Below are 18600 nucleotides of genomic sequence, written 5' to 3'. Positions count from 1 at the left end.
CTATGAAACAAGAGCTTGATTACACCAGGGGGGCCAAACCACTGTATGCCCAACTGTATGACATCTTGCTGAATAAGCTGAAAAGCGGTGAGTATAAAAAGAATGATGTTCTGCCAACTGAAGCGGAGTTTGAAGAACGGTTTGGAGTCAGCCGTATTACTGCCCGTCGAGCGCTGGCCGAGCTGGTGGCAAAGGGGTTTGTAAAACGTCAGGCTGGCATCGGAACGATGGTTATCAGTACTTCCGAAAAACAGGGGATAAAAACGCGTATCAGCCTGGTGGATGGGCAGCAGCAGGCCCCGATCACACGTAAAAACCTGGCGATTAAGTTTGTTCAACCGCCGGAATCGATCGCCGCCCTGTTTGGGGTAAAGGGCAGGGCGCCACTCCAGTACCTGACGCGTATCATTTGCCGGGAAAATGACGCTCCGGCGCAGGTGAATTACATCTGGTTGACTCCCCGGCTTGGCACACTGACATTGGACGACGTGGAAAAAGGGCTCTATAGCGCGTTTGAAGAGCGAAATGAAAATATAGATGCCTACCAGGATATCATTACGGCAGGTCTGCCAGATGAGGAAGACTGCCGCATTCTGAGCATCGATCCTGCAGTACCCCTGCTTATCAAAACACGCAAGGGATTCAATGATCGTGGTGAACTGGTCGAGTACACCATTGCCAAACATATGGCGCATTACTATCAGTATATTGTCGAGAACAGCCGATGACGTGGAGGAAACAGGGAAAGTCGCCGGATTATCGCTTTACGCTGGCGAATGAACGTACATTCCTGGCATGGATCCGAACTGCGCTGGCGTTTATGGCTGCCGCCATCGGGATAGACCAACTGACGCCCGATCTGACACCGCTGTTGTTTCGCAGTGTACTGGTGACACTTCCTGGCCTGACGGCCGCTGGCCTGTCGTATTACGCTTACCGTCGTTGGGCGGCAAATGAGCGTGCAATGCGGCATGATGCCGCCCTGCCATTTCCGAAAGCGTTGCTCTGGCTGAGCTCCGGTCTGTCAGTCGGGGTTATGCTGACTCTGGTTATCCTGGTGGCCTTGTGAATATGGCGCTCAGGAGTCGGGATCCCGGATTACAGCCAGAACGGACAGCGTTGTCCTGGCATCGTACCTCCTTTTCATCTCTGATACTGGCACTGGTGACGGTCCGCTCGGGTTTCAGCAACGGGGATGTCATACTGGCGGTACTGGGAACATTTTCAACGCTATTCGCTATGGCCCTGGTGCTGGTATCACTGCGCCGTCAATGGGTTATGGTCCGTGAGACGGAATTAACATCATCTCAGGCTATCGCGCAGAAGCGCCTTTTCTGCATGGCTCTGGGAATAAACGCCATGGCTGTCACTTTACACAGCCTGAGCAGCCTGTTCTGAAAGAGGAGCTTTCCATGACAATGAACGGTTGTCATGTTATGGCAAAACCCACGGGTTCTGTCTGTAACATCGACTGTAGTTATTGTTTCTATCTGGAAAAAGAGGCGTTATATCCGGAGCGTCAGCAAAACTGGCGCATGACAGATGATACGCTGGAACAGTATATCCGCCAGCATATTGAAGCGCAGCAAGGGGACCATGTCTTGTTTGCCTGGCAGGGCGGGGAGCCGACCATGATAGGTCTGCCGTTTTTTCGGCGAGCAGTGGCGCTGTGTGAAAAGTATGCTAACGGAAAGCGGATCCAACATGCGTTGCAGACCAACGGCATACTGATGAATTCAGAGTGGGCCGCTTTTTTTGCCGCACATAATTTTCTGATTGGCCTGTCGGTAGATGGGCCACAGCATCTTCATGATACATACCGGGTGACACGTTCAGGAGCCGGAACGCATCAACGGGTAATGGCGGCATTGTCGCTGTTGAAATCCCATAATGTGGCGTTCAACACGCTTACCGTAGTGGGAAAACATAACGCAGGCCAGGCCAGAGAAGTCTATGAATTCCTGCTGGGGGCTGGCTCCCGGCATATTCAGTTTATTCCGCTGGTTGAGCGAATCAGCACCTCCGATTCCGCCACGCTTAATCTGGTATTGCCCGGAGAAAGTGCCGCAACCCTGGCTCCCTGGAGCGTGCCTTCCTGGCAGTATGGTGAATTTCTCAGTCAGATTTTTGATATCTGGGTACGACGGGATGTCGGGCGAGTGTCGGTACAGATGTTTGATGTGGCACTAGCGACATGGACTGGCCAACCTCCGGTGTTATGCGTTCATTCAGAAACCTGTGGCCACGCGTTCGCCCTGGAGTCCAACGGGGATTTGTATAACTGTGATCATTTCGTCTATCCGGAACATCGGCTGGGCAACATTCATCAGCAGTCGCTACGTGAGCTGAACAACAGCGAACAGGCAATGGCCTTCGGCCTGGCAAAACGTGACACCCTGACGCCCGATTGTCGGCGCTGTGAATATCGGCCCGTCTGCCACGGTGGTTGCCCAAAACATCGTTTTGCCGTTTCTCCCTCGGGGCATCCGGGACATAACTACCTTTGCGCCGGCTATAAGCATTTTTTCCGGCACATTACCAGGGAAATGGAAGTTATGCGGGACATACTGGCAGCAGGTTATCCGGCGGAGAGTATCATGCAGATACTGGCTCAGGAAATAACCCCGATTTCATCAAAGGGGCGAAATTCAGCCTGCCGTTGTGGTAGTGGTAAAAAATATAAAAAATGCTGTGGGAAATAAAAGTGGAATAGCAGTGACCGTCGGTGTCAGTAATATTATATGGCAGTTACTCAGCTAGATAGTGAAATTTTATAAGTACGGAAAGCATATAGCAGCCATCCGGATTTTTGAACGTACTTAGCAAATAAACGGAAGTTAATAGAGGCCCTACATCGCGGTCAAAGAAATGGGTGATAGAGACATAAGAGTTGTCTCCCTCAGAACCGAATTCAGTTCCTCTGTAGTGGTCAACAAAAACTGGCCACGGCTTTAGAGTTTTTCCAGAACAATCGTTCTGATTCATTCGGCGTCAGACCACCGTTATATTGATGAGGTCTGAGCTGGCTGTAATATCCCGTGATGTAGTTCGCTATCGCTGTGCTGGCTTCGCTAAAATTAGCGTATCCATTATCCGGTACCCACTCTGTTTTCAGGCTTCTAAAAAAGCGTTCCATCGGGCTGTTATCCCAGCAATTCCCCCGACGACTCAGGCTTTGCTTTATCTGATATCTCCACAGTAACTGTCTGAAATTCCTGCTGGTATGGTGGCTACCTTGATCCGAGTGATACAGCAAATTAGCGGGCTTTCCCCGCGCTTCCCAGGCCATGGACAGCGCTTTTGCTGTCAGTACAGAGTCCGGGAAAAATGACATCGCCCAACCAACCGGTTTCCGGGAAAACAGATCAAGCACAACGGCTAAATAAGCCTGGCGTTTACCTGCCCATATATAAGTCACATCGCCGCACCAGACCTGATTAGGCTCTGTTACTGCAAACTGGCGTTCCAGATGATTGGGGATCTCTACGTGCTCCTTAGATGCCTTATTATATCGATGGCCGGGCTGCTGACAGCTGATGAGATTAAGTTCTTTCATTAGCTTTGTTGCCCGCCCGCGACTCGGTTTTATGCCTTTGTTTGTGACCATCGTGGCAATATTACGTGCGCCTGCGGAGCCATTACTCTCGCGATAGCTTTCACGAACAAGACTGAGTAACGCCACCCGTGTGGCATCAGGCTTCTTTGGCTGTCGCCAGGATTTATAGCTGCTGCGATGAACCCCAAACACATTGCACACAACGGCAACAGGAAACCGCGCCCTGAGTTTCTCAATTAATGAGAACTGTTCAGGGAGTCTGACATCAAGAGCGCGGTAGCCTTTTTTAATATATCCCGCTCCATTTCAACACGTTGAAGTCTTTTCTTCAGTTCGCGTATTTCAATCTGCCCGGGTGTCATTGGTGAAGCCACGGGGGATTTTCCCGCTCGCTCTTCTTTCAACTGGCGGACCCACTTATCCATCGTGGATTTACCGACATTCATTGCCGTGGCAGCAGCAGCGGCAACGGTGTAATGTTGATCGAGTACCAGCTGGGCCGCTTCGAGGCGAAACTCGGGGCTAAAATTGCGTCTGCTACGTCCGGTCATAATGTCACCTGTTTTTGGCTATGAGGCGATGATATCACCTCTGTTCAGATGGCCAAATTAACTATGCCACTACAGTTCAGCGATATCGCTCATGTCAGGAAAATCATTAACAACTGGCGGTAGGATTATAATGAGTGTGGTCCACATTCAGCACTGAATTATCAGACGCCATCGGAGTTTGCTGCACGGTGGCGAAATGAGAAATTAGGCAGTAACAAAACAGATATTACTAACTGATGATTGTATCGAATATTTGGGGCAGGTCACCTCAACATAAGGAAATAATTGCCAGACACCGATTAGTTTTTCACATAATGTCATGATTTTCTCCTTTGTTTCAAGGTAAAAATTCACTTAAACATATTATGGAAGGGAGTGGTAATCAAAATATGCTATTGTTGAGGGAAGGGACGGCGAACGGGTCACTAACATGATATACCCGTTGGCTGAAGAAGATATTTAAAAAATGCTTCTCGATCGTAAAGCGATGGGCGATTTTTCGATGTCATCTGTCTTCGGGGTTATATTATTCATGTTAACTCCTGAAATTATGCTAATTAAAAATATTAATGTAATAATTTAAAACGATAACTGTCAGGAATAACTTGATAATGAAAAATAAATGACAGATGATGTGCTCTTGCCATTATAGAATGCAGAGGGAAGTATGAGAACGCTTGATTTATCTGAAACCTGTGCCGTCAGCGGTGGAGGGGCTATCCAGGACATGATTACTGACTACTATATAAATAGCTTTTGCTCCATGTTTCCTGGCAATGCGGAAAAAGCAACCGCATTAGGCATCAGCATGGGGTCATCTATTGGCGCTAATACAGAAGCGCAGTTAAACAAACTCAGCAGCGCAGGTTTGAATGTCAGTGGCCTTATTAGCGCGCTGGAAAAAAAATATCACTATTAACACGCCAGAAAATTAGCCGCCTGATGGGCGGCTAACAGCAATCAGCTATTGCAGTCATCCCCGCTTCAACCTGACGCGTCAGTCCGCAAACGAACTATCTGGCGAGTAACGCCAGTCTATTAAAAATATTCTATTTTCTGAGCTATGCTGCGGATTCTTTAGCGATTTATTTTATCGGAGAGAAGTTATGTCAGGATGCGAACGTATCGATGTACATCAGCACGTGGTTTCTCCTTTTTGGGTGGAGGGGCTGTCGCAACATGGTGGCGATTCCTCTGGCTGGAAGTATCCACAATGGTCTGAACAGAGCGCTATCGATTTTATGGATCGACTGGAGATACAGACCGGAGTGCTGTCATTGACGGCGCCGGGTGTCTCTGGCTGGCAGGGAAAATAAGCGGCAGAAATGGCTCGTAAGGTGAATGAGTATACTGCCGGCCTGGTTGCCCCGACGTTCTGACCGATTTGGTCATTTTATCACGTTGCCGCTCCCGGGCATGTCCTTTACGGTAGCGGTTTTCTGTATGCCCCGGCCCCGGTGTGCGCTTCCTTCATCCGGGATTTGGATACTTACGGTGACTTTACCGAAAACCAGCCTCAGGAGATAATCCGGCTTGCAACCCGGACGCTGTTTCCCCCGTCTGTAGCCTGTATTAAGCCGTTCGGTACGTCGCAGGGATCGGGCAGAAACTGCACCAGGCCGAAGGATCACCACACCGCCCGATGCGGAGCCACATTCGCCAGATGCTGTGTCCTGGCACGTGCGGGGAGTGGCGTGTCGCTGGCGATGTCGAAAATCAGCGGCTGTTGAATGCTGTCCCGGGTATAGAAGCGGTCATGCCAACAGTGCCAGGTATGAACTTCATTAATTAGCAGGCAGATAAAGCCCAAAACCAGCAGCAGAAACAGGGCAGGTTTAACGAGATGAGTACGAATCATCGATACGCTTCCTTTCTATTTAGGGGCCAACAACCTTGTAGCCCTTCTGAAACCGCTCCTTCCTTAAAGACTCATTTCCCATCGAGCGGTTTGATAGGAAAATTCTTAGTCTAAAAATTATAGATAGCGCGTTTCTTTGTCAACAATTGTTTTATTGATTTACGTATTTTCGTAGATATTTGTAATGTGGTTATCAGAAGAAGCTTAGTTTTGGTTGTTTTAGGGAAGGAAGGTCAGAGGGACGGATTAATTAAATAAGCCTGACGTCTGGTAAATGGTTGCCGAAATCAAATACCCTTGTTAAAGGAAATGATGCGGAATTGATGAACATCAATTTTATCATTTGCCAGCCAGGAAAAAGGGCGCCCCCAAAGGCGCGCCCGTCTGATATCAGAAGTCGTAGTAGATGGACAGCCAGGTGGTGTCCTGCTCATTGTCGCTACTGGACGCAAGCGTTCGTTCCAGCCAGAACGAGAAACCGTGGCCAATGGTAGTGTACATCCCCAGATAGACGTGGTTAGCGTGGTAATTTTCGTCCCCCTTCAGGCGCAGCGTGTCGGCGGCGACGTAAGGCTGAATGGACTCCAGGAACGGCTTGTCGATGGGGAAAGTGTAGCCGACAAAGCTTTCCAGACCGTAACCGTCGCCGGCAAAGTAGCGGCGGGTGCTCTGCTGTTTCTTCGAAGGCACATAGTTATTGTAATAAGTGGCGGTGCCCACCATATACCAGTTACCCGGCTGCCAGGTCAGCGCGGTGCCGGAATACTGCTGGTTATAGGTACGCTTATCGTTGTCCGGCCCTTTAATGGTGGCCCGGGTCTGGTTCCAGGCGGCGCTGAAGACCAGATCTTTCTGCAGTTGATAGTCGAAGCCGATACCGCCGCCGTGATTACGGCGATAGCGCAGGTTCTCACCGGCGTCGGTCTCATCCTGAGGCAGCAGATAGTCAGCGTAGAGCGTAAGATCGCCAAAGGTGTTGGTGTATTTAACGGTATTTTTCGGGCGTTCGCCGCCGTCGTAGTCGCCGTCGATGCCGATCCAGTTGGCGCTGGCGTGGCCGTCGTTATCCCAGACGTCGCTCTTAACTCCGATGGTATCGTAATAGACGCCATACTGGTGGCCGAAGGTCAGGGTTCCGTAAACATAGTCCTTAATACCGGCATACAGCTGACGCTGGTAGTCGCGGTCGCCTTCATGGTCGTAGTGACTGTCCCAGCCCAGCACGTGGGCGATATCCACACCCCATTCGTAGTAACCGACAATAGAGGTACGGTCGCTCAGGGCATAGTCGGCGGTAAAGCGGAAACGGGTGCCGCCATCGTGGCCGTTTTTGTAGTAGCCGGGTTCATTGCCGTTATTCCAGATAAATTCGGGGCGGATACTTCCCCCTACCTGCAGACTCAGGGGAGCCAGTAACGCATTGCTGAAGGTATTTTTTTCCAGCACGGTAACTTCGGCGTTGGCCGTTTGGCACAACAGGCATAAAACTGCACCACCAGCCAGCAGTGGACAGGTTAATTTTCTGGTGAAAGACAAAATAAACTCCGCGACTATTTTTTAAAAGAACGATAAATAACGAGCAATGTTTACCATAATTGACAAACCATCGTCAATTTTGTTGGTAATAAATAATTAAATGTCGCTAATAAATATTCACAGGCAATTTTCAGCCACTGTAGACTATTATGCACAAAATCCCTTTAGGGATAATCAGTGAAGCGCTAAAGTGCACAAATTGTTAATATCCACATAAAACTCATTCACTAACCATAATGTCACTGTGGGGTTTTATTAATGATTATTTATTGCAAATGGTAAGGATAAATATGAGGCGTAAAACAAAAAGTAGCCTGAGCTGCTTTGAGACTGATGACTGACCCCAGGCCGAACGCGTTTGGCCAGAATCACCAGAAAAACAAACAAAGAAAATCAATTCGTTGATTTTCGGCTGATAAACACAAAGAGGGAAAAACCCCGTTTTTTCCCTCTTTGTCATCAACCTGAAAGCAGCCTGAGCTGCTTTTTTATTGCGCTGAAACTATTAGCCCGGAGAGGGAAGTGCGCCTGCGGCAATCGCCAGCTGAATCAGGATAATGGCGATGCCGCACAGAAACACCAGCCCCAGCAGCGGCGTGCCGCCGGGGGCCTGCCAGCCGCTTTCAGGGTGGCGGCGTCGGCTTTGCCACACCAGCAGTGTGGGTAGCAACAGTGCCAGCGCCGACAGGGCGATACCGGCATAACCCAGCGCCATCACGAAGCCGCGTGGGTAGAACAGGGCAAAAGCCAGCGGCGGCGCAAAGGTCATTACGCCGGTCTGCAATCGTCCCACGACATTGCGGCGCCGCTGAAACAGATCGGCCAGATAGTCGAACAACCCCAGCGCCACGCCCAGGAATGAAGTAGCCAGCGCCAGATCGGCAAACAGATGCAGCGTGAGTTCAACATGGGGCGAACTTACCACTTCGCGTACTGCCTGCAGCAGGCCGTTCAGTCCGGCGTGGCTGGCGGCAATACGGGTAAAGGTGGTACCGCTGATGGCGCCCAGCGTGGCCAGTTGCCAGAACAGATAGGCGACCAGCGGAATGGCGCTGCCGATAATAAAGATCCAGCGCAGGCGGCGAGTATCGCCACCCATATAGCGTACGATACTGGGCACGCTACCGTGAAAACCGAAAGAGGTAAAAATAACCGGAATCGCCGACAGCGCCAGCCCCTGTTCCAGCGGCAGGGTCAGCAGATTTACCCGATGAATATGGGGCATCATCAACGCCAGCATCACCACCAGCAGTAGCAGTTTGGCACTGAACAGCCAGCGGGTGAAAAAGTCCACCGCGTGGGTACCGGTACAGACAATACCACCCGCCACCAGGGTAAACAGCAGTACGCCAACGGTTGGGGAAAGACTCAGTGACAGCCACTGATTCAGGCTGTCGGCCAGCAGCTCACCGGCGCCGCTGATATAGGCGGCGGTCAGAGCGTACATCAGAAACAGCATACTGCATCCTGCCAGCCACTGGCCGGGGCGCCCCAGATAGCGGTGGGCCAGGGTTGCCAGCCCTTCGTCCGGTGATTCGTGTTGCCACACTTCCACCAGCAGTAGCGCGGTATAACTCATCAGCGCCCAGAGCGCGAATAGCAGGAGTGCGGTGACCCCGAACCCTACACCGGAAGCGGCAAGAGGCATTGCCAGCATTCCGGCGCCAATCGTGGTGCCGGCTACGATGAAAATACTGCCGACAGTCTTATTTTTCACTTTTTGTTCCAGAAATTATCGCAGATACCACAGAGTGCTGCGCAGATTACGGGAATTGCCGATTATCGTCAAACTGTGGTTACAATATGTGTATTGATATCTTTACGACAGGCTGTGGTACGGTCAGGGGAAAACCTGTTGCAGCGCAAAGCCATCGCTCAGGCTACCCGCTATCATGCCGCCATTTGACAGAAGCGAGGAACAACGATGTCATCCATTCATGGCCATGAAGTGCTTAATATGATGCTGGAGTCCGGCGAGCGCTATACCCGGGAAAGCCTGGCGGCGGCCATTGTGGCGCGCTTTGGCGAGTCCGCCTGTTTTCATACCTGTTCGTGCAGCGGCATGTCAGCTCCCGAACTGGTAGCGCTGCTGGAACAGCGCGGCAAGTTCATTCCGACTGGAGAAGGATTTACCACCCATCAGGATAAGATCTGCCGCCACTAAATTCCCCGGCGCTGCGGCGCCGGTTCCGTTGTGACATTTCACGATGGTTAGCCCAACGATACCCTGTCCCCATTGCGTCCTGCGCCTTCGCTCGATCCCGGGTAAATTTGTGAGTTGAATTCTACTTTTTAAAACGTTTTTTCATTTTATTTGAAAGTGTATTTATGTGAAGGTATGGTGGATAAAAACCCGTAAGCCATTCATGACCATGCCGTTCAGGAGACTAAAGAATGAAAATCGCGTTGATGATGGAAAACAGTCAGGCAGCTAAGAATGCCATTATCCTCAACGAATTACAGGCCGTTGCCGGTGAGAAATCTTACCCGGTCTATAACGTCGGTATGTGCGACGAGCAGGATCACCACCTGACCTACATCCATCTGGGCATTATGGCCAGTATTCTGCTCAACTCTAAGGCGGTGGACTTCGTGGTGACCGGCTGCGGCACCGGGCAGGGGGCGCTGATGTCCCTGAATATCCACCCGGGCGTGGTCTGCGGTTACTGTATCGATCCGGCGGACGCTTTTCTGTTCGCCCAGATCAACAATGGTAATGCGCTTTCGCTGCCGTTCGCCAAGGGCTTCGGCTGGGGCGCCGAGTTGAACGTGCGCTTCATCTTCGAAAAAGCCTTTACCGGCCGCAACGGCGAAGGTTATCCGCCGGAGCGTAAAGAGCCGCAGGTGCGTAACGCAGGCATTTTGAATCAGGTGAAAGCCGCGGTGGTGAAAGAGAACTATCTCGATACTCTGCGCGCCATCGATCCAGAACTGGTGAAGACCGCCGTTTCCGGCGAGCGTTTCCAGAAATGCTTCTTCGAAAACGGCCAGAACAAAGAGATCGAAGCCTTCGTGCGTGAGATCCTCGGCTAATTGCCAGTGCGCGGGCTTATGCCCGCGCCATCGCCTTTCCGTATTACTTCCCTTTCTGCGAAACACTACTGCCGGCATCCGGCGCCAGACGAAACAGATCGACCAGGCCAATCAGCGTCAGCAGAGCCAGAAAGACAAAGGCGTAGCGAAAGCTGATGCCCGGTGACGCGCTCAGTCCCGTTAGCGGCGCCAACTGCTCCCCAAGTCGGATACCGATAGCGCCCAGTGTGACTCCCAGACCGGCGGCCAGTTGAGTGGCGGTACTGAACAGCGTATTGGCATAACTCATGGCATTCGGCGGCACATCGGCAAATGCCAGGGTGCTGATGCCGGTAAACTGCATCGAACGAAACATCCCGCCCAGAAACAGAATCACCAGCGTTAGCCACAGCGCGGTGTCCGGCGTCAGCAGGGCACAGGCCAGTAGTGCCAGCACATTAAGCAGCCCGTTGCCAATCAGCAGTTTTTTAAAGCCCCAGCGGCGGATAAGCCAGGTAGTACCGGGCTTCATTGCCAGATTACCGGCAAACACCGCCAGCACCAGCAGCCCTGCGTGGAAGGGATCCATCCCGAAGCCGACCTGAAACAGCAGCGGCAGCAGAAAGGGCACGGCGCTGATGGTGCAGCGAAACAGCGATCCGCCGTACATCGTTACGCTAAACGTCGGCACCGCCATGGCATCAAGCCGAATCATCGGGTACAGGGTGCGGCGAAAGCGGAGCAGGGCAAGCCCCAGCGCCCCAGCGCCCAGCCCCAGCATCACCAGGCTGAGGGGGCCATTACGCTGTTCGGCGCCCAGCATCTCCATACCGCTGACCAGGGCTACCATGGCGATAGCGGTAGCGGCGAAACCGGGTAGATCGAAAGGTCGACGGGCCTCATCGCGGATATCCGGAATCAGACGCCAGGCGAGCCACATTGCTGCCAGCCCCAGGGGCAGATTAATAAAGAAGATCCAACGCCAGCTGGCGTAGCTGGTAATAAATCCTCCCAGCGGCGGGCCGATAATTGGCGCTACCAGCGCAGGCCAGGTGAGGGTGGCGATAGCGGCAATCAACTGGGGTTTGGGCGTGGTGCGCAGTATCGCCAGACGTCCCACCGGCACCATCAGTGCGCCGCCGGCCCCCTGGAGCACCCGCATGGCGACGAACAGCTCCATACTGGTCGCCAGACCGCACAGCACCGATGCCAGCGTGAAAATCCCTAACGCCAGAGTGAACACCGGACGGGCGCCATAGCGATCGGCAATCCAGCCGCTGGCCGGAATCAGTACCGCCAGCGTCAGCAGGTAGGCGCTGATTCCAATATTGAGATCGACGGGGCTGACGCCGAAACTGCGCGCCATATCCGGCAGGGCCGTGGCGATCACGGTGCCGTCAAGGAACTCCATAAAGAAAGCGCCCGCCACCAGCAGAGCCGCAGGGGAAAGACCGCGTTTGCCGGAAGCGGAATTATCAGACACAGGCATGGGATTGATTAAAACCGTGTTTTAAAAATTTAAGGTCAGCTAACCAGCCCAGGCCAGATTTTGCAAGGGGTTGCGGGGAACGGGCGTTAAAAACCGGAGTTTTTTATGTGATTTGCGTCACAAAACTATTGATTTTTGTGACGGTGGTCATATTATAGACCCATCGCGAGCATCATCTGCACACATAAAACCAGGAGCTATAACGATGAAACTGCGCAAAATCCTGAAAAGCATGTTTGAGAACTACTGCAAAACCTTTAAAGACGTACCGCCTGGCGCGATGTTCTGATAATACGCCAGCCTGGGTTAATCTCCCCGACGCCCGTGACCTTCAGTGGTCGCGGGCGTTTTGCTTTTGGCGGCGTCTGACGACCAGGCTATGCTGGAACCAGGGCCAGCGGAGCGATGCTCCGCTTTTCACATCCGCATGGAGGAGTTATGTCTCGTACGGTCTGGATTAACGGCAGCTGGCTGCCGGAACAGGAAGCAAAGGTGTCGGTTTTCGATCGCGGTTTTCTGTTTGCCGATGCCATTTATGAAGTGACGGCGGTGATCGACGGGAAACTGGTGGATTTCGATGGCCATATGGCCCGCCTGCGCCGCTCCTGCGCGTCGCTGTCCCTTGCCTGCCCCTGGGATGGCGAGGCGCTGCGGGCGCTGCATCAGGAATTGATTCAACGTAATCAGCTCGATGAAGGGGCAATCTATCTTCAGCTCACCCGCGGCGACAGCGGCGATCGCACTTTTCTCTGCCCGGAAGGGACTGAGCCGACGCTGGTGCTGTTCACTCAGGCCCGGGAGATCGTCAATGTCCCTCAGGGGATACAGGGCATTCGGGCGATCACCTGTCCGGATATCCGTTGGGGACGGCGCGATATTAAAAGCGTAGGGCTGCTGGCGGCCTGCATGGCGAAACAGGAGGCGCGGCGCCAGGGGGCGGATGACGCACTGCTGGTGGAGCAGGGGTTTATTACCGAAGGGGCTTCCAGCAATGTGTTTATCGTCACGCCCGATAACCGGCTGGTCACCCGGCCGCTGGGCAACGACATTCTGCACGGCATTACCCGGGGAACGCTGCTGAAACTGGCGCAGGAGTTGGGCATCGAACATGTAGAAAGGCCCTTTACCCCGACGGAAGCGCGGGAGGCCAGCGAGGTCTTTATCAGTTCGGCCACCAGCCTGGTGTGGCCGGTGGTGGCCATCGACGGCGTCGCTATCGGCGATGGCGCCCCGGGGCCCTTCACCCGACGGCTGCGCGAGCGCTATATTGCGGCGCTGCGTGAACAAATGGCCTGAACGGTACCCTTCAGGGCCCGGGACAGGTAGACTGTCGCTTCCGTGAATGAAGGAGTGAAGTATGTCCCAATCCCTGAGCCGCGAAGAGGAACTGGTCTCTGACGTGGTTGCCTGCCAGTTGGTTATTAAGCAGATCCTTGATGTCATTGACGTTATCGCCCCGGTGGAAGTACGCGATAAGATGGCCGGTCAGCTTAAATCCATCGACTTTTCCGATAACGCAGCGGCATCCGATCCGGTGACCCGCCGCGCTATCCAGAAAGCTATCGCCCTGATCGAACTTCGATTCAAAGGCGAAAAAGAAGAGACCCACTAAGGCGTTACCAGAAGGTCTGTACCAGCAGCCAGCTGGTCAGGCAGGCGCTGCTCACGCCAATCAGCCCCGGCATAATAAAGCTGTGGTTGAGGATAAACCGACCGATGCGGGTAGTACCTGAGCGATCGAAGCCAATACAGGCCAGATCGCTCGGGTAAGTGGGCAGAATAAAGTAGCCGTAGGCCGCCGGAAAAAAGGCCAGCAGCATCTTCGGTTCCACCCCCAGCATCAGCCCCATCGGCGCTACGGCCGTCAGCGCCGCCGCCTGGCTGTTCACCAGTTTCGACACCAGAAACAGCACCAGCGCATAGCTCCATGGATGATCGCGCACTACCCCTTCCAGCGCCATTTTCAGCGTTTCCAGATGGGCCTGAAAAAAGGTATCGCTCATCCATGCCACGCCGAACACCGAGAAGATCGCCACCATCCCGGCCTTAAATACCGCGCCTTCGGCAATGGTACCCGGGCGGACTTTGCACAGAATCAGGATGGCGGCGCCGGCTATCAGCATCATCATCTGGATGGTCAGGTTCATCGACAGCGGACGCAGGGCGCCTTTGACCTCAAATGCGGGGCGTAGCTGCGGCAGGGCGCCCAACATCACCACCACCAGAATTGCGATGAAAAACAGCGCGGTGGCCCGGTATGCCGCTGGCGGAAAACGCTGGTCCATCAGGGTTTCGCTGCCGCCATAGATATACTCACGCTGAATCGGATCCTTAATGCGTTCCTGAAATGCCGGATCGTCGTTGAGATCTTTACCGCGTCGCAGGCTCCACAGGGCGGCTACCAGCACGCCGCACAGCGAAGCGGGCACCGAGACTGCCAGGATTTGCAGAATGCCCAGATGTTCGCCAATGCCGTGAGCGGCCGCCAGAATCGAAACCAGCGACACCACCGCCACCGATACCGGCGACGCGGTAATCGCCATCTGCGAAGCGACGGAAGCCACCGCCATCGGTCGCTCCGGGCGGATGCCGCGCCGCAGCGCGATGTCAGAGATAATCGGGAACATGGTGTAGACCACGTGGCCGGTGCCGCACAGAAAGGTGAGGGTCCAGGTGGTCAGCGGCGCCAGCAGGGTAATGTGTTGGGGATGGCGACGTAGCAGGCGTTCGGCAAACTGCATCATCACATTCAGCCCGCCTGCGCTTTGCAGCGTGGCGGCGCAGCCGATCACCGCCAGAATGGTGAGCATCACATCTACCGGCGGTTTTCCCGGCTGTAACCCGAAGACAAAACAGAGAATAAACAGGCCGATACCGCTAATCAGCCCCAGCCCCATCCCGCCATAGCGGGTGCCGACCAGCAAACAGAGTATAATGACGATAAATTCCGCAACCAGCATAAACATATCCTTGTATGATTAGTCAGAAATAGCTGAACTCATCATTACAAAAAAAGTGGTTATTGTTTGAGAGATGCTTCGGGTTATACGCTGAGATAGTCAGGACAAAGGCGTGGAACTGGCACACGCCTTATTTTACGGGCGTCCTTACATGGTGGAGAACACGTTCATGATCACGCCGCCGCTGATGATCAATGCCATAGCGATGATTGCCGCCAGATCGGGTTTTTGCTTATAAAGAATCATTGAACACAGAGTGACGCCGACGATGCCGAAGCCGCACCAGAGCGAATAGGCGACGCCAACCGGAATGGTATTCATCGCGCGGGTGAGCGCGAAATAGCACAGGGCATAGGCGCAAACTACTAGCACAGAAGGGGCCAGTTTGCTAAAGCCGTTGGTCTTTTTGATCATGGAGGTGCCCGTAATTTCCGAGCCAATCGACAGCGCCAGCCATAAAAATCCGAGATTAAACATAGCGTATTCCTTCCCTGTTAGTTGGCGATTTTCTTGTTCGCAGAGATCGGCGGCGCAGCGGGCGTCGCTTCTTCATCTTCACTGCCCATTTTTGAAAACAGGTTCATAATGACGATGCCACTGGCGATAATGGCCATACCGATGATGGCGGCGGTGTCCGGATGCTGTCCATAGAACGCCATGCCGAGCGTTGAAACCACCAGGATACCGGTACCGGACCAGGTCGCATAGGCCAGACCGACGGGGATATCCTTTACAGCCCGGGACAGTGAGTAGTAACAGGTGCAGTAAAGAATAATCAGCAGCCCAAGCAGTAACATACGAGTGACACCTTCGCTGCTGCCGAACATTTTAAGCGTCGATGTTGCTGAGGTTTCCGAAAGGATGACCAGCAGCATCCACAACCAACATTTTGTTTTAGATGACATATTTAAGCTCCGGGTATAGTTAAGGTAAGGTTATATCTTTCTGTTTTTTACAAAATCGCTGGCGGCATCGGTCAGCAGCGAGCCGGGAATGGTGGCGAGCGTCGGATTATTCACAATGTCAGTGACCGTGAGATACCGGCGCGGGCCGCTGGCCCCGGCAGGGGCTTCCTGGCGCGATATCAGTTGTTCCAGTAGTTCGTTCATGGAGCACAGCGTAACGCCGCATTCGGCCAGTCGGGCGAGCGTTGCCCGCATGTGTCCGGCATAGGCGGAATCGGCCGCCGCGCCACGTAGTTGATTTAATTCGCTGTCGGGATCGCAGTGGTAACGCAGCGCCAGTACGGGGGTACCGTTGAGCAGGGTTTCGTGCAGACGCCGGGCGATCGGGCTGCTCAGCGTACCGTTGATCAACGCCGCCGCCAGTGGATAGTCAAGAAAGGGCAGCAGTAGCGCCCGATACGGTTCCGGCGGCAGCGTTTCCCGCCACAGACCGGCTGGCAGAACTTTCCCCAGACTCTGCCATTCAGCGCTGTCTGTTATGTCATCATCCAGGATGAAATGCAGCGTCTGCCCGCAGACCGACAGACGCTGACGGATGGTCTGCCGATAGCCAGCGGCGGCGGTGACCATCACCAATACCGGCGGCTGTAGCCGTTGGATAATTCGCGTTACCAGATGCTCCATCTGTTCGTCGGTCATGGCGTCTCTCCGTTACCCCATCAACGTAACCAGTGCGCCGTTTTTTAACCCGGCTGCATTGGCCTCTTCGGTGTCGATATGAAATTCCAGCGCGAAATCGTCGCGCACGCGCACCACCACTTCATCAAAGGTCAGCTGGCGTTCGCCGCAGCTACGCACGCTCACCTTCTGGCCGTTGCGAACATGAAACTGGTTGGCGTCCTGGGGAGACATATGGATATGCCGCCAGGCGCAGATCACTTGCGAACGCAGCTCAATGTGACCTTCGGGGCCAATGAGCAGTGCGCTACCCGCATTATCCAGTTGGCCGGACTCACGTAGTGGGGCTTTAATCCCAAGGGTAAAGGCGTCGGCGCGGGAGATCTCCAACTGCGATATCGGGCGGGTGGGGCCGAGCACCCGCACTCGGGTCAGCGAACCTTTCGGCCCGACTACGGTGACACACTCCTGAGCGGCGAATTGTCCCGGCTGACGCAGGGGCTTAAGCGGCGTCAGGGCATAGCCCTTGCCGAACAGCGATTCAACATCCTGTTGGGCCAGGTGGACGTGACGGTTGGAGATCCCCACCGGAATATCGCGCTTCACAGCCGCCAGTTGGGCGAAAATTCTTTGCTGTAGCAGGGAGTCGATCATGCCTTTTTCCCTTTCTTCAATGCGGTGCTCTTACCTTCCTCCGCCTGTGTTATCGGTACCTGCACCGACTTTGGTTCCACCGCAACGTCTGCCGCTGCGGCTGGTGAACGGGCCGCTGTCGTCGGGCGTCCTTTTATGGTGCTCAGGGTATCGATAACGGCAGGTTCCGGGCGTGCGATAACCAGCGAATTAACGGGGTGGTTGATACCGGTGACGGCACAACCGCGAGCAATAGCGGTGTGAATGGCGCTGATCTCGCCTTCGAAGTAAACGCTGACCAGTCCCGCCCCCACTTTGCGATAGCCAATGCAGACAACGCTTGCGGCTTTACAGGCGGCGTCAACGGCCTGAATGGCGGCGACGAATCCTTGAGTTTCAATTACGCCTAAACTTTTCATTGTCAGCTCCTGTCAATGGCGAACTAAACGGATATCAAAATCAAATGTCCGGAAGAATTTTTCCAGCTGTTCTAATTCCTCCGGAAGGTAAGATGGATCCCCGGTAATGGGATAGGGCAGATCCAGTCGTTCATATTTTTTCCGACCGAGTTGGTGATAGGGCAATATATCAATACGGCGGATGTTGCCGCGCCGGGATAATTTTTGTACATAATCAATAGTGCCGGTAATCGCCTCCCATGAGTCGTTATACCCGCGAATTAACGGCATCCGAATAATGACACTGACGCCGGAATCCACCAGCCATTCAAGGTTACGACGAATGCTTTCATTACCGATGCCGAACATGGTCTTATGGTGTTGACTATTAATTTGCTTAATATCGAACAGAAAAGTGTCGGTGACCGGCGCTAACTTTTGATAATTTTCCAGTGACGTTGTGCCCTGGGTCTCGACGGCGGTATTAATCATCATTTTTTTGCATTCGCTAAACAGGGCGACAGCAAAATCAGTCTGCAGGCTCATTTCTCCGCCGCCAATGGTTACGCCGCCACCGGAAGAGATATAGAAATCATAGTCCTGCATAATGATCTCCATCAGTTCACTGACGGTGACGTCTTTACCGACAATATCCAGTGCGCCCTGGGTGCAAATGTCCTGACACTTTCGGCAGCCGATACACTCCTTTTCCCGATTGATGAAATGCTTCACTTCACCATTTTTCTGAGTGCGATAGTGAATACCAACAGGGCAGACGTCGATACAGGCGCCGCAATTAATGCATTTATCATTAGAAAACATGACCTGGAACTGGCTGGAAAGTCCTTCTGGATTAGAACACCAGGGACAGCGTATATTGCAGCCTTTGAAAAAAACCAGTGTACGGATACCATCGCCATCATAGATTGAATATTTCTGAATGTTGAATATACGCCCGGTTAATTCTTTATTGTCGCTCACGCGTACCTCCAGAAAAATATTATGGACATCCCTGTCCTACAAC

At 53.3% G+C, this 18600-nt stretch carries 23 protein-coding genes and 1 pseudogene; 12 read left to right on the top strand and 12 right to left on the bottom strand.

The genetic code is table 11. The annotated features are described in order from the left end of the window. Positions 1-2 precede the first annotated feature (2 nt). Genes FEM41_RS20805 through FEM41_RS20790 form a run of 4 tightly spaced genes read left to right on the top strand, consistent with a single transcriptional unit; the run spans position 3 to position 2702 of the window. Positions 3-728, top strand: coding sequence for a GntR family transcriptional regulator (locus tag FEM41_RS20805; protein WP_138098075.1), 726 nt, complete (start codon positions 3-5; stop codon positions 726-728). Then, positions 725-1069, top strand: coding sequence for a YidH family protein (locus tag FEM41_RS20800; RefSeq protein WP_138098074.1), 345 nt, complete (start codon positions 725-727; stop codon positions 1067-1069). The genes FEM41_RS20805 and FEM41_RS20800 overlap by 4 nt, the downstream gene beginning before the upstream one ends. 2 nt (positions 1070-1071) lie before the next feature. Then, a complete protein-coding gene (locus FEM41_RS20795) occupies positions 1072-1398 on the top strand; it encodes a DUF202 domain-containing protein (RefSeq protein ID WP_138098073.1) in 327 nt (108 codons plus the stop codon). A gap of 14 nt (positions 1399-1412) precedes the next feature. Beyond that, positions 1413-2702, top strand: coding sequence for an anaerobic sulfatase maturase (locus FEM41_RS20790; RefSeq protein WP_138098072.1), 1290 nt, complete (start codon positions 1413-1415; stop codon positions 2700-2702). 227 nt (positions 2703-2929) lie between these two features. Here FEM41_RS20790 and FEM41_RS20785 read toward each other — a convergent pair. Continuing rightward, positions 2930-4107, bottom strand: a protein-coding gene (locus tag FEM41_RS20785) for an IS3 family transposase (protein WP_138098071.1) whose coding sequence is annotated in 2 segments (ribosomal slippage) — positions 2930-3846 and positions 3846-4107 — 1179 coding nt in all. Because the reading frame shifts where the segments join, the coding sequence is not laid out codon by codon here. 75 nt (positions 4108-4182) lie between these two features. On the opposite strand from FEM41_RS20785, the pseudogene FEM41_RS20780 reads away from it, so the two are divergent. The 3 genes and pseudogenes from FEM41_RS20780 to FEM41_RS25090 all read left to right on the top strand — a co-directional run. Beyond that, positions 4183-4344 (top strand): annotated as a pseudogene (locus FEM41_RS20780) (integrase core domain-containing protein); the annotation flags it as partial. 430 nt (positions 4345-4774) lie between these two features. After that, positions 4775-5026, top strand: a complete 252-nt coding sequence (locus FEM41_RS20775) for a hypothetical protein (RefSeq protein ID WP_138098070.1) — start codon at positions 4775-4777, stop codon at positions 5024-5026. Positions 5027-5213: 187 nt separating this feature from the next. Beyond that, a complete protein-coding gene (locus tag FEM41_RS25090; protein ID WP_138098069.1) occupies positions 5214-5423 on the top strand; it encodes a hypothetical protein in 210 nt (69 codons plus the stop codon). 311 nt (positions 5424-5734) lie between these two features. Here the strand turns inward: FEM41_RS25090 and FEM41_RS20765 are convergent, their stop codons facing one another. The 3 genes from FEM41_RS20765 to tyrP form a co-directional block, all read right to left on the bottom strand. Continuing rightward, positions 5735-5965 (bottom strand): hypothetical protein, encoded by a 231-nt coding sequence (locus FEM41_RS20765; RefSeq protein ID WP_138098068.1) that lies wholly within the window; start codon positions 5963-5965, stop codon positions 5735-5737. Positions 5966-6355: 390 nt separating this feature from the next. Further along, on the bottom strand, positions 6356-7501 hold the full coding sequence (locus FEM41_RS20760; RefSeq protein ID WP_138098067.1) for a porin: 1146 nt from the start codon (positions 7499-7501) through the stop codon (positions 6356-6358). A 505-nt stretch (positions 7502-8006) separates the two neighbouring features. Further along, positions 8007-9218: a tyrosine transporter TyrP gene (tyrP, locus tag FEM41_RS20750; protein WP_138098065.1), complete on the bottom strand. Its 1212-nt coding sequence runs from the start codon at positions 9216-9218 to the stop codon at positions 8007-8009. A 207-nt stretch (positions 9219-9425) separates the two neighbouring features. Here tyrP and FEM41_RS20745 point away from each other — a divergent pair, with 207 nt between their 5' ends. Together FEM41_RS20745 and FEM41_RS20740 are read left to right on the top strand one after the other, a co-directional pair. After that, the gene (locus tag FEM41_RS20745; RefSeq protein WP_138098064.1) at positions 9426-9665 is read left to right on the top strand and encodes a YecH family metal-binding protein; all 240 of its coding nucleotides are present in this window, start codon (positions 9426-9428) and stop codon (positions 9663-9665) included. A gap of 230 nt (positions 9666-9895) precedes the next feature. Next, the gene (locus FEM41_RS20740) at positions 9896-10534 is read left to right on the top strand and encodes an RpiB/LacA/LacB family sugar-phosphate isomerase (RefSeq protein ID WP_138098063.1); all 639 of its coding nucleotides are present in this window, start codon (positions 9896-9898) and stop codon (positions 10532-10534) included. 43 nt (positions 10535-10577) lie between these two features. Here FEM41_RS20740 and FEM41_RS20735 read toward each other — a convergent pair whose 3' ends face one another. Beyond that, the gene (locus tag FEM41_RS20735; RefSeq protein ID WP_196240468.1) at positions 10578-12002 is read right to left on the bottom strand and encodes an MFS transporter; all 1425 of its coding nucleotides are present in this window, start codon (positions 12000-12002) and stop codon (positions 10578-10580) included. A gap of 205 nt (positions 12003-12207) precedes the next feature. Between FEM41_RS20735 and azuC the strand changes: the two genes are divergently transcribed. The 3 genes from azuC (at position 12208) to FEM41_RS20720 (ending at position 13614) form a co-directional block, all read left to right on the top strand. Continuing rightward, positions 12208-12291, top strand: a complete 84-nt coding sequence (azuC, locus tag FEM41_RS20730) for a stress response protein AzuC (protein ID WP_014229869.1) — start codon at positions 12208-12210, stop codon at positions 12289-12291. A gap of 149 nt (positions 12292-12440) precedes the next feature. Beyond that, positions 12441-13298 carry a D-amino-acid transaminase gene (locus tag FEM41_RS20725; protein WP_138098062.1) on the top strand — a complete coding sequence of 286 codons (858 nt, stop codon included), beginning with the start codon at positions 12441-12443 and terminating at the stop codon, positions 13296-13298. Between the two features lie 61 nt (positions 13299-13359). Then, positions 13360-13614, top strand: coding sequence for a DUF2766 family protein (locus tag FEM41_RS20720; RefSeq protein ID WP_138098061.1), 255 nt, complete (start codon positions 13360-13362; stop codon positions 13612-13614). 4 nt (positions 13615-13618) lie between these two features. Here FEM41_RS20720 and FEM41_RS20715 read toward each other — a convergent pair whose 3' ends face one another. The 7 genes from FEM41_RS20715 to cutD all read right to left on the bottom strand — a co-directional run bounded on the left by FEM41_RS20715 (position 13619) and on the right by cutD (position 18557). Beyond that, positions 13619-14962, bottom strand: coding sequence for an anaerobic C4-dicarboxylate transporter (locus tag FEM41_RS20715; RefSeq protein ID WP_138098060.1), 1344 nt, complete (start codon positions 14960-14962; stop codon positions 13619-13621). Between the two features lie 147 nt (positions 14963-15109). After that, the gene (locus FEM41_RS20710) at positions 15110-15439 is read right to left on the bottom strand and encodes a DMT family transporter (RefSeq protein WP_138098059.1); all 330 of its coding nucleotides are present in this window, start codon (positions 15437-15439) and stop codon (positions 15110-15112) included. 17 nt (positions 15440-15456) lie between these two features. Beyond that, on the bottom strand, positions 15457-15867 hold the full coding sequence (locus FEM41_RS20705) for a DMT family transporter (protein ID WP_138098058.1): 411 nt from the start codon (positions 15865-15867) through the stop codon (positions 15457-15459). A 30-nt stretch (positions 15868-15897) separates the two neighbouring features. Continuing rightward, positions 15898-16566, bottom strand: a complete 669-nt coding sequence (locus tag FEM41_RS20700; RefSeq protein WP_138098057.1) for a hypothetical protein — start codon at positions 16564-16566, stop codon at positions 15898-15900. Between the two features lie 12 nt (positions 16567-16578). After that, a complete protein-coding gene (locus FEM41_RS20695) occupies positions 16579-17199 on the bottom strand; it encodes a phosphate propanoyltransferase (RefSeq protein ID WP_138098056.1) in 621 nt (206 codons plus the stop codon). Then, positions 17196-17597 carry a BMC domain-containing protein gene (locus FEM41_RS20690; protein ID WP_138098055.1) on the bottom strand — a complete coding sequence of 134 codons (402 nt, stop codon included), beginning with the start codon at positions 17595-17597 and terminating at the stop codon, positions 17196-17198. The genes FEM41_RS20695 and FEM41_RS20690 overlap by 4 nt, the downstream gene beginning before the upstream one ends. 12 nt (positions 17598-17609) lie before the next feature. Continuing rightward, positions 17610-18557 (bottom strand): choline TMA-lyase-activating enzyme, encoded by a 948-nt coding sequence (gene cutD, locus FEM41_RS20685; RefSeq protein ID WP_138098054.1) that lies wholly within the window; start codon positions 18555-18557, stop codon positions 17610-17612. Between the last annotated feature and the right edge of the window lie 43 nt (positions 18558-18600).

The organism is Jejubacter calystegiae, assembly GCF_005671395.1.
In the GTDB taxonomy this organism is placed as follows: Bacteria; Pseudomonadota; Gammaproteobacteria; order Enterobacterales; family Enterobacteriaceae; genus Jejubacter; species Jejubacter calystegiae.
This window is presented reverse-complemented; position numbering and strand designations above follow the sequence as displayed.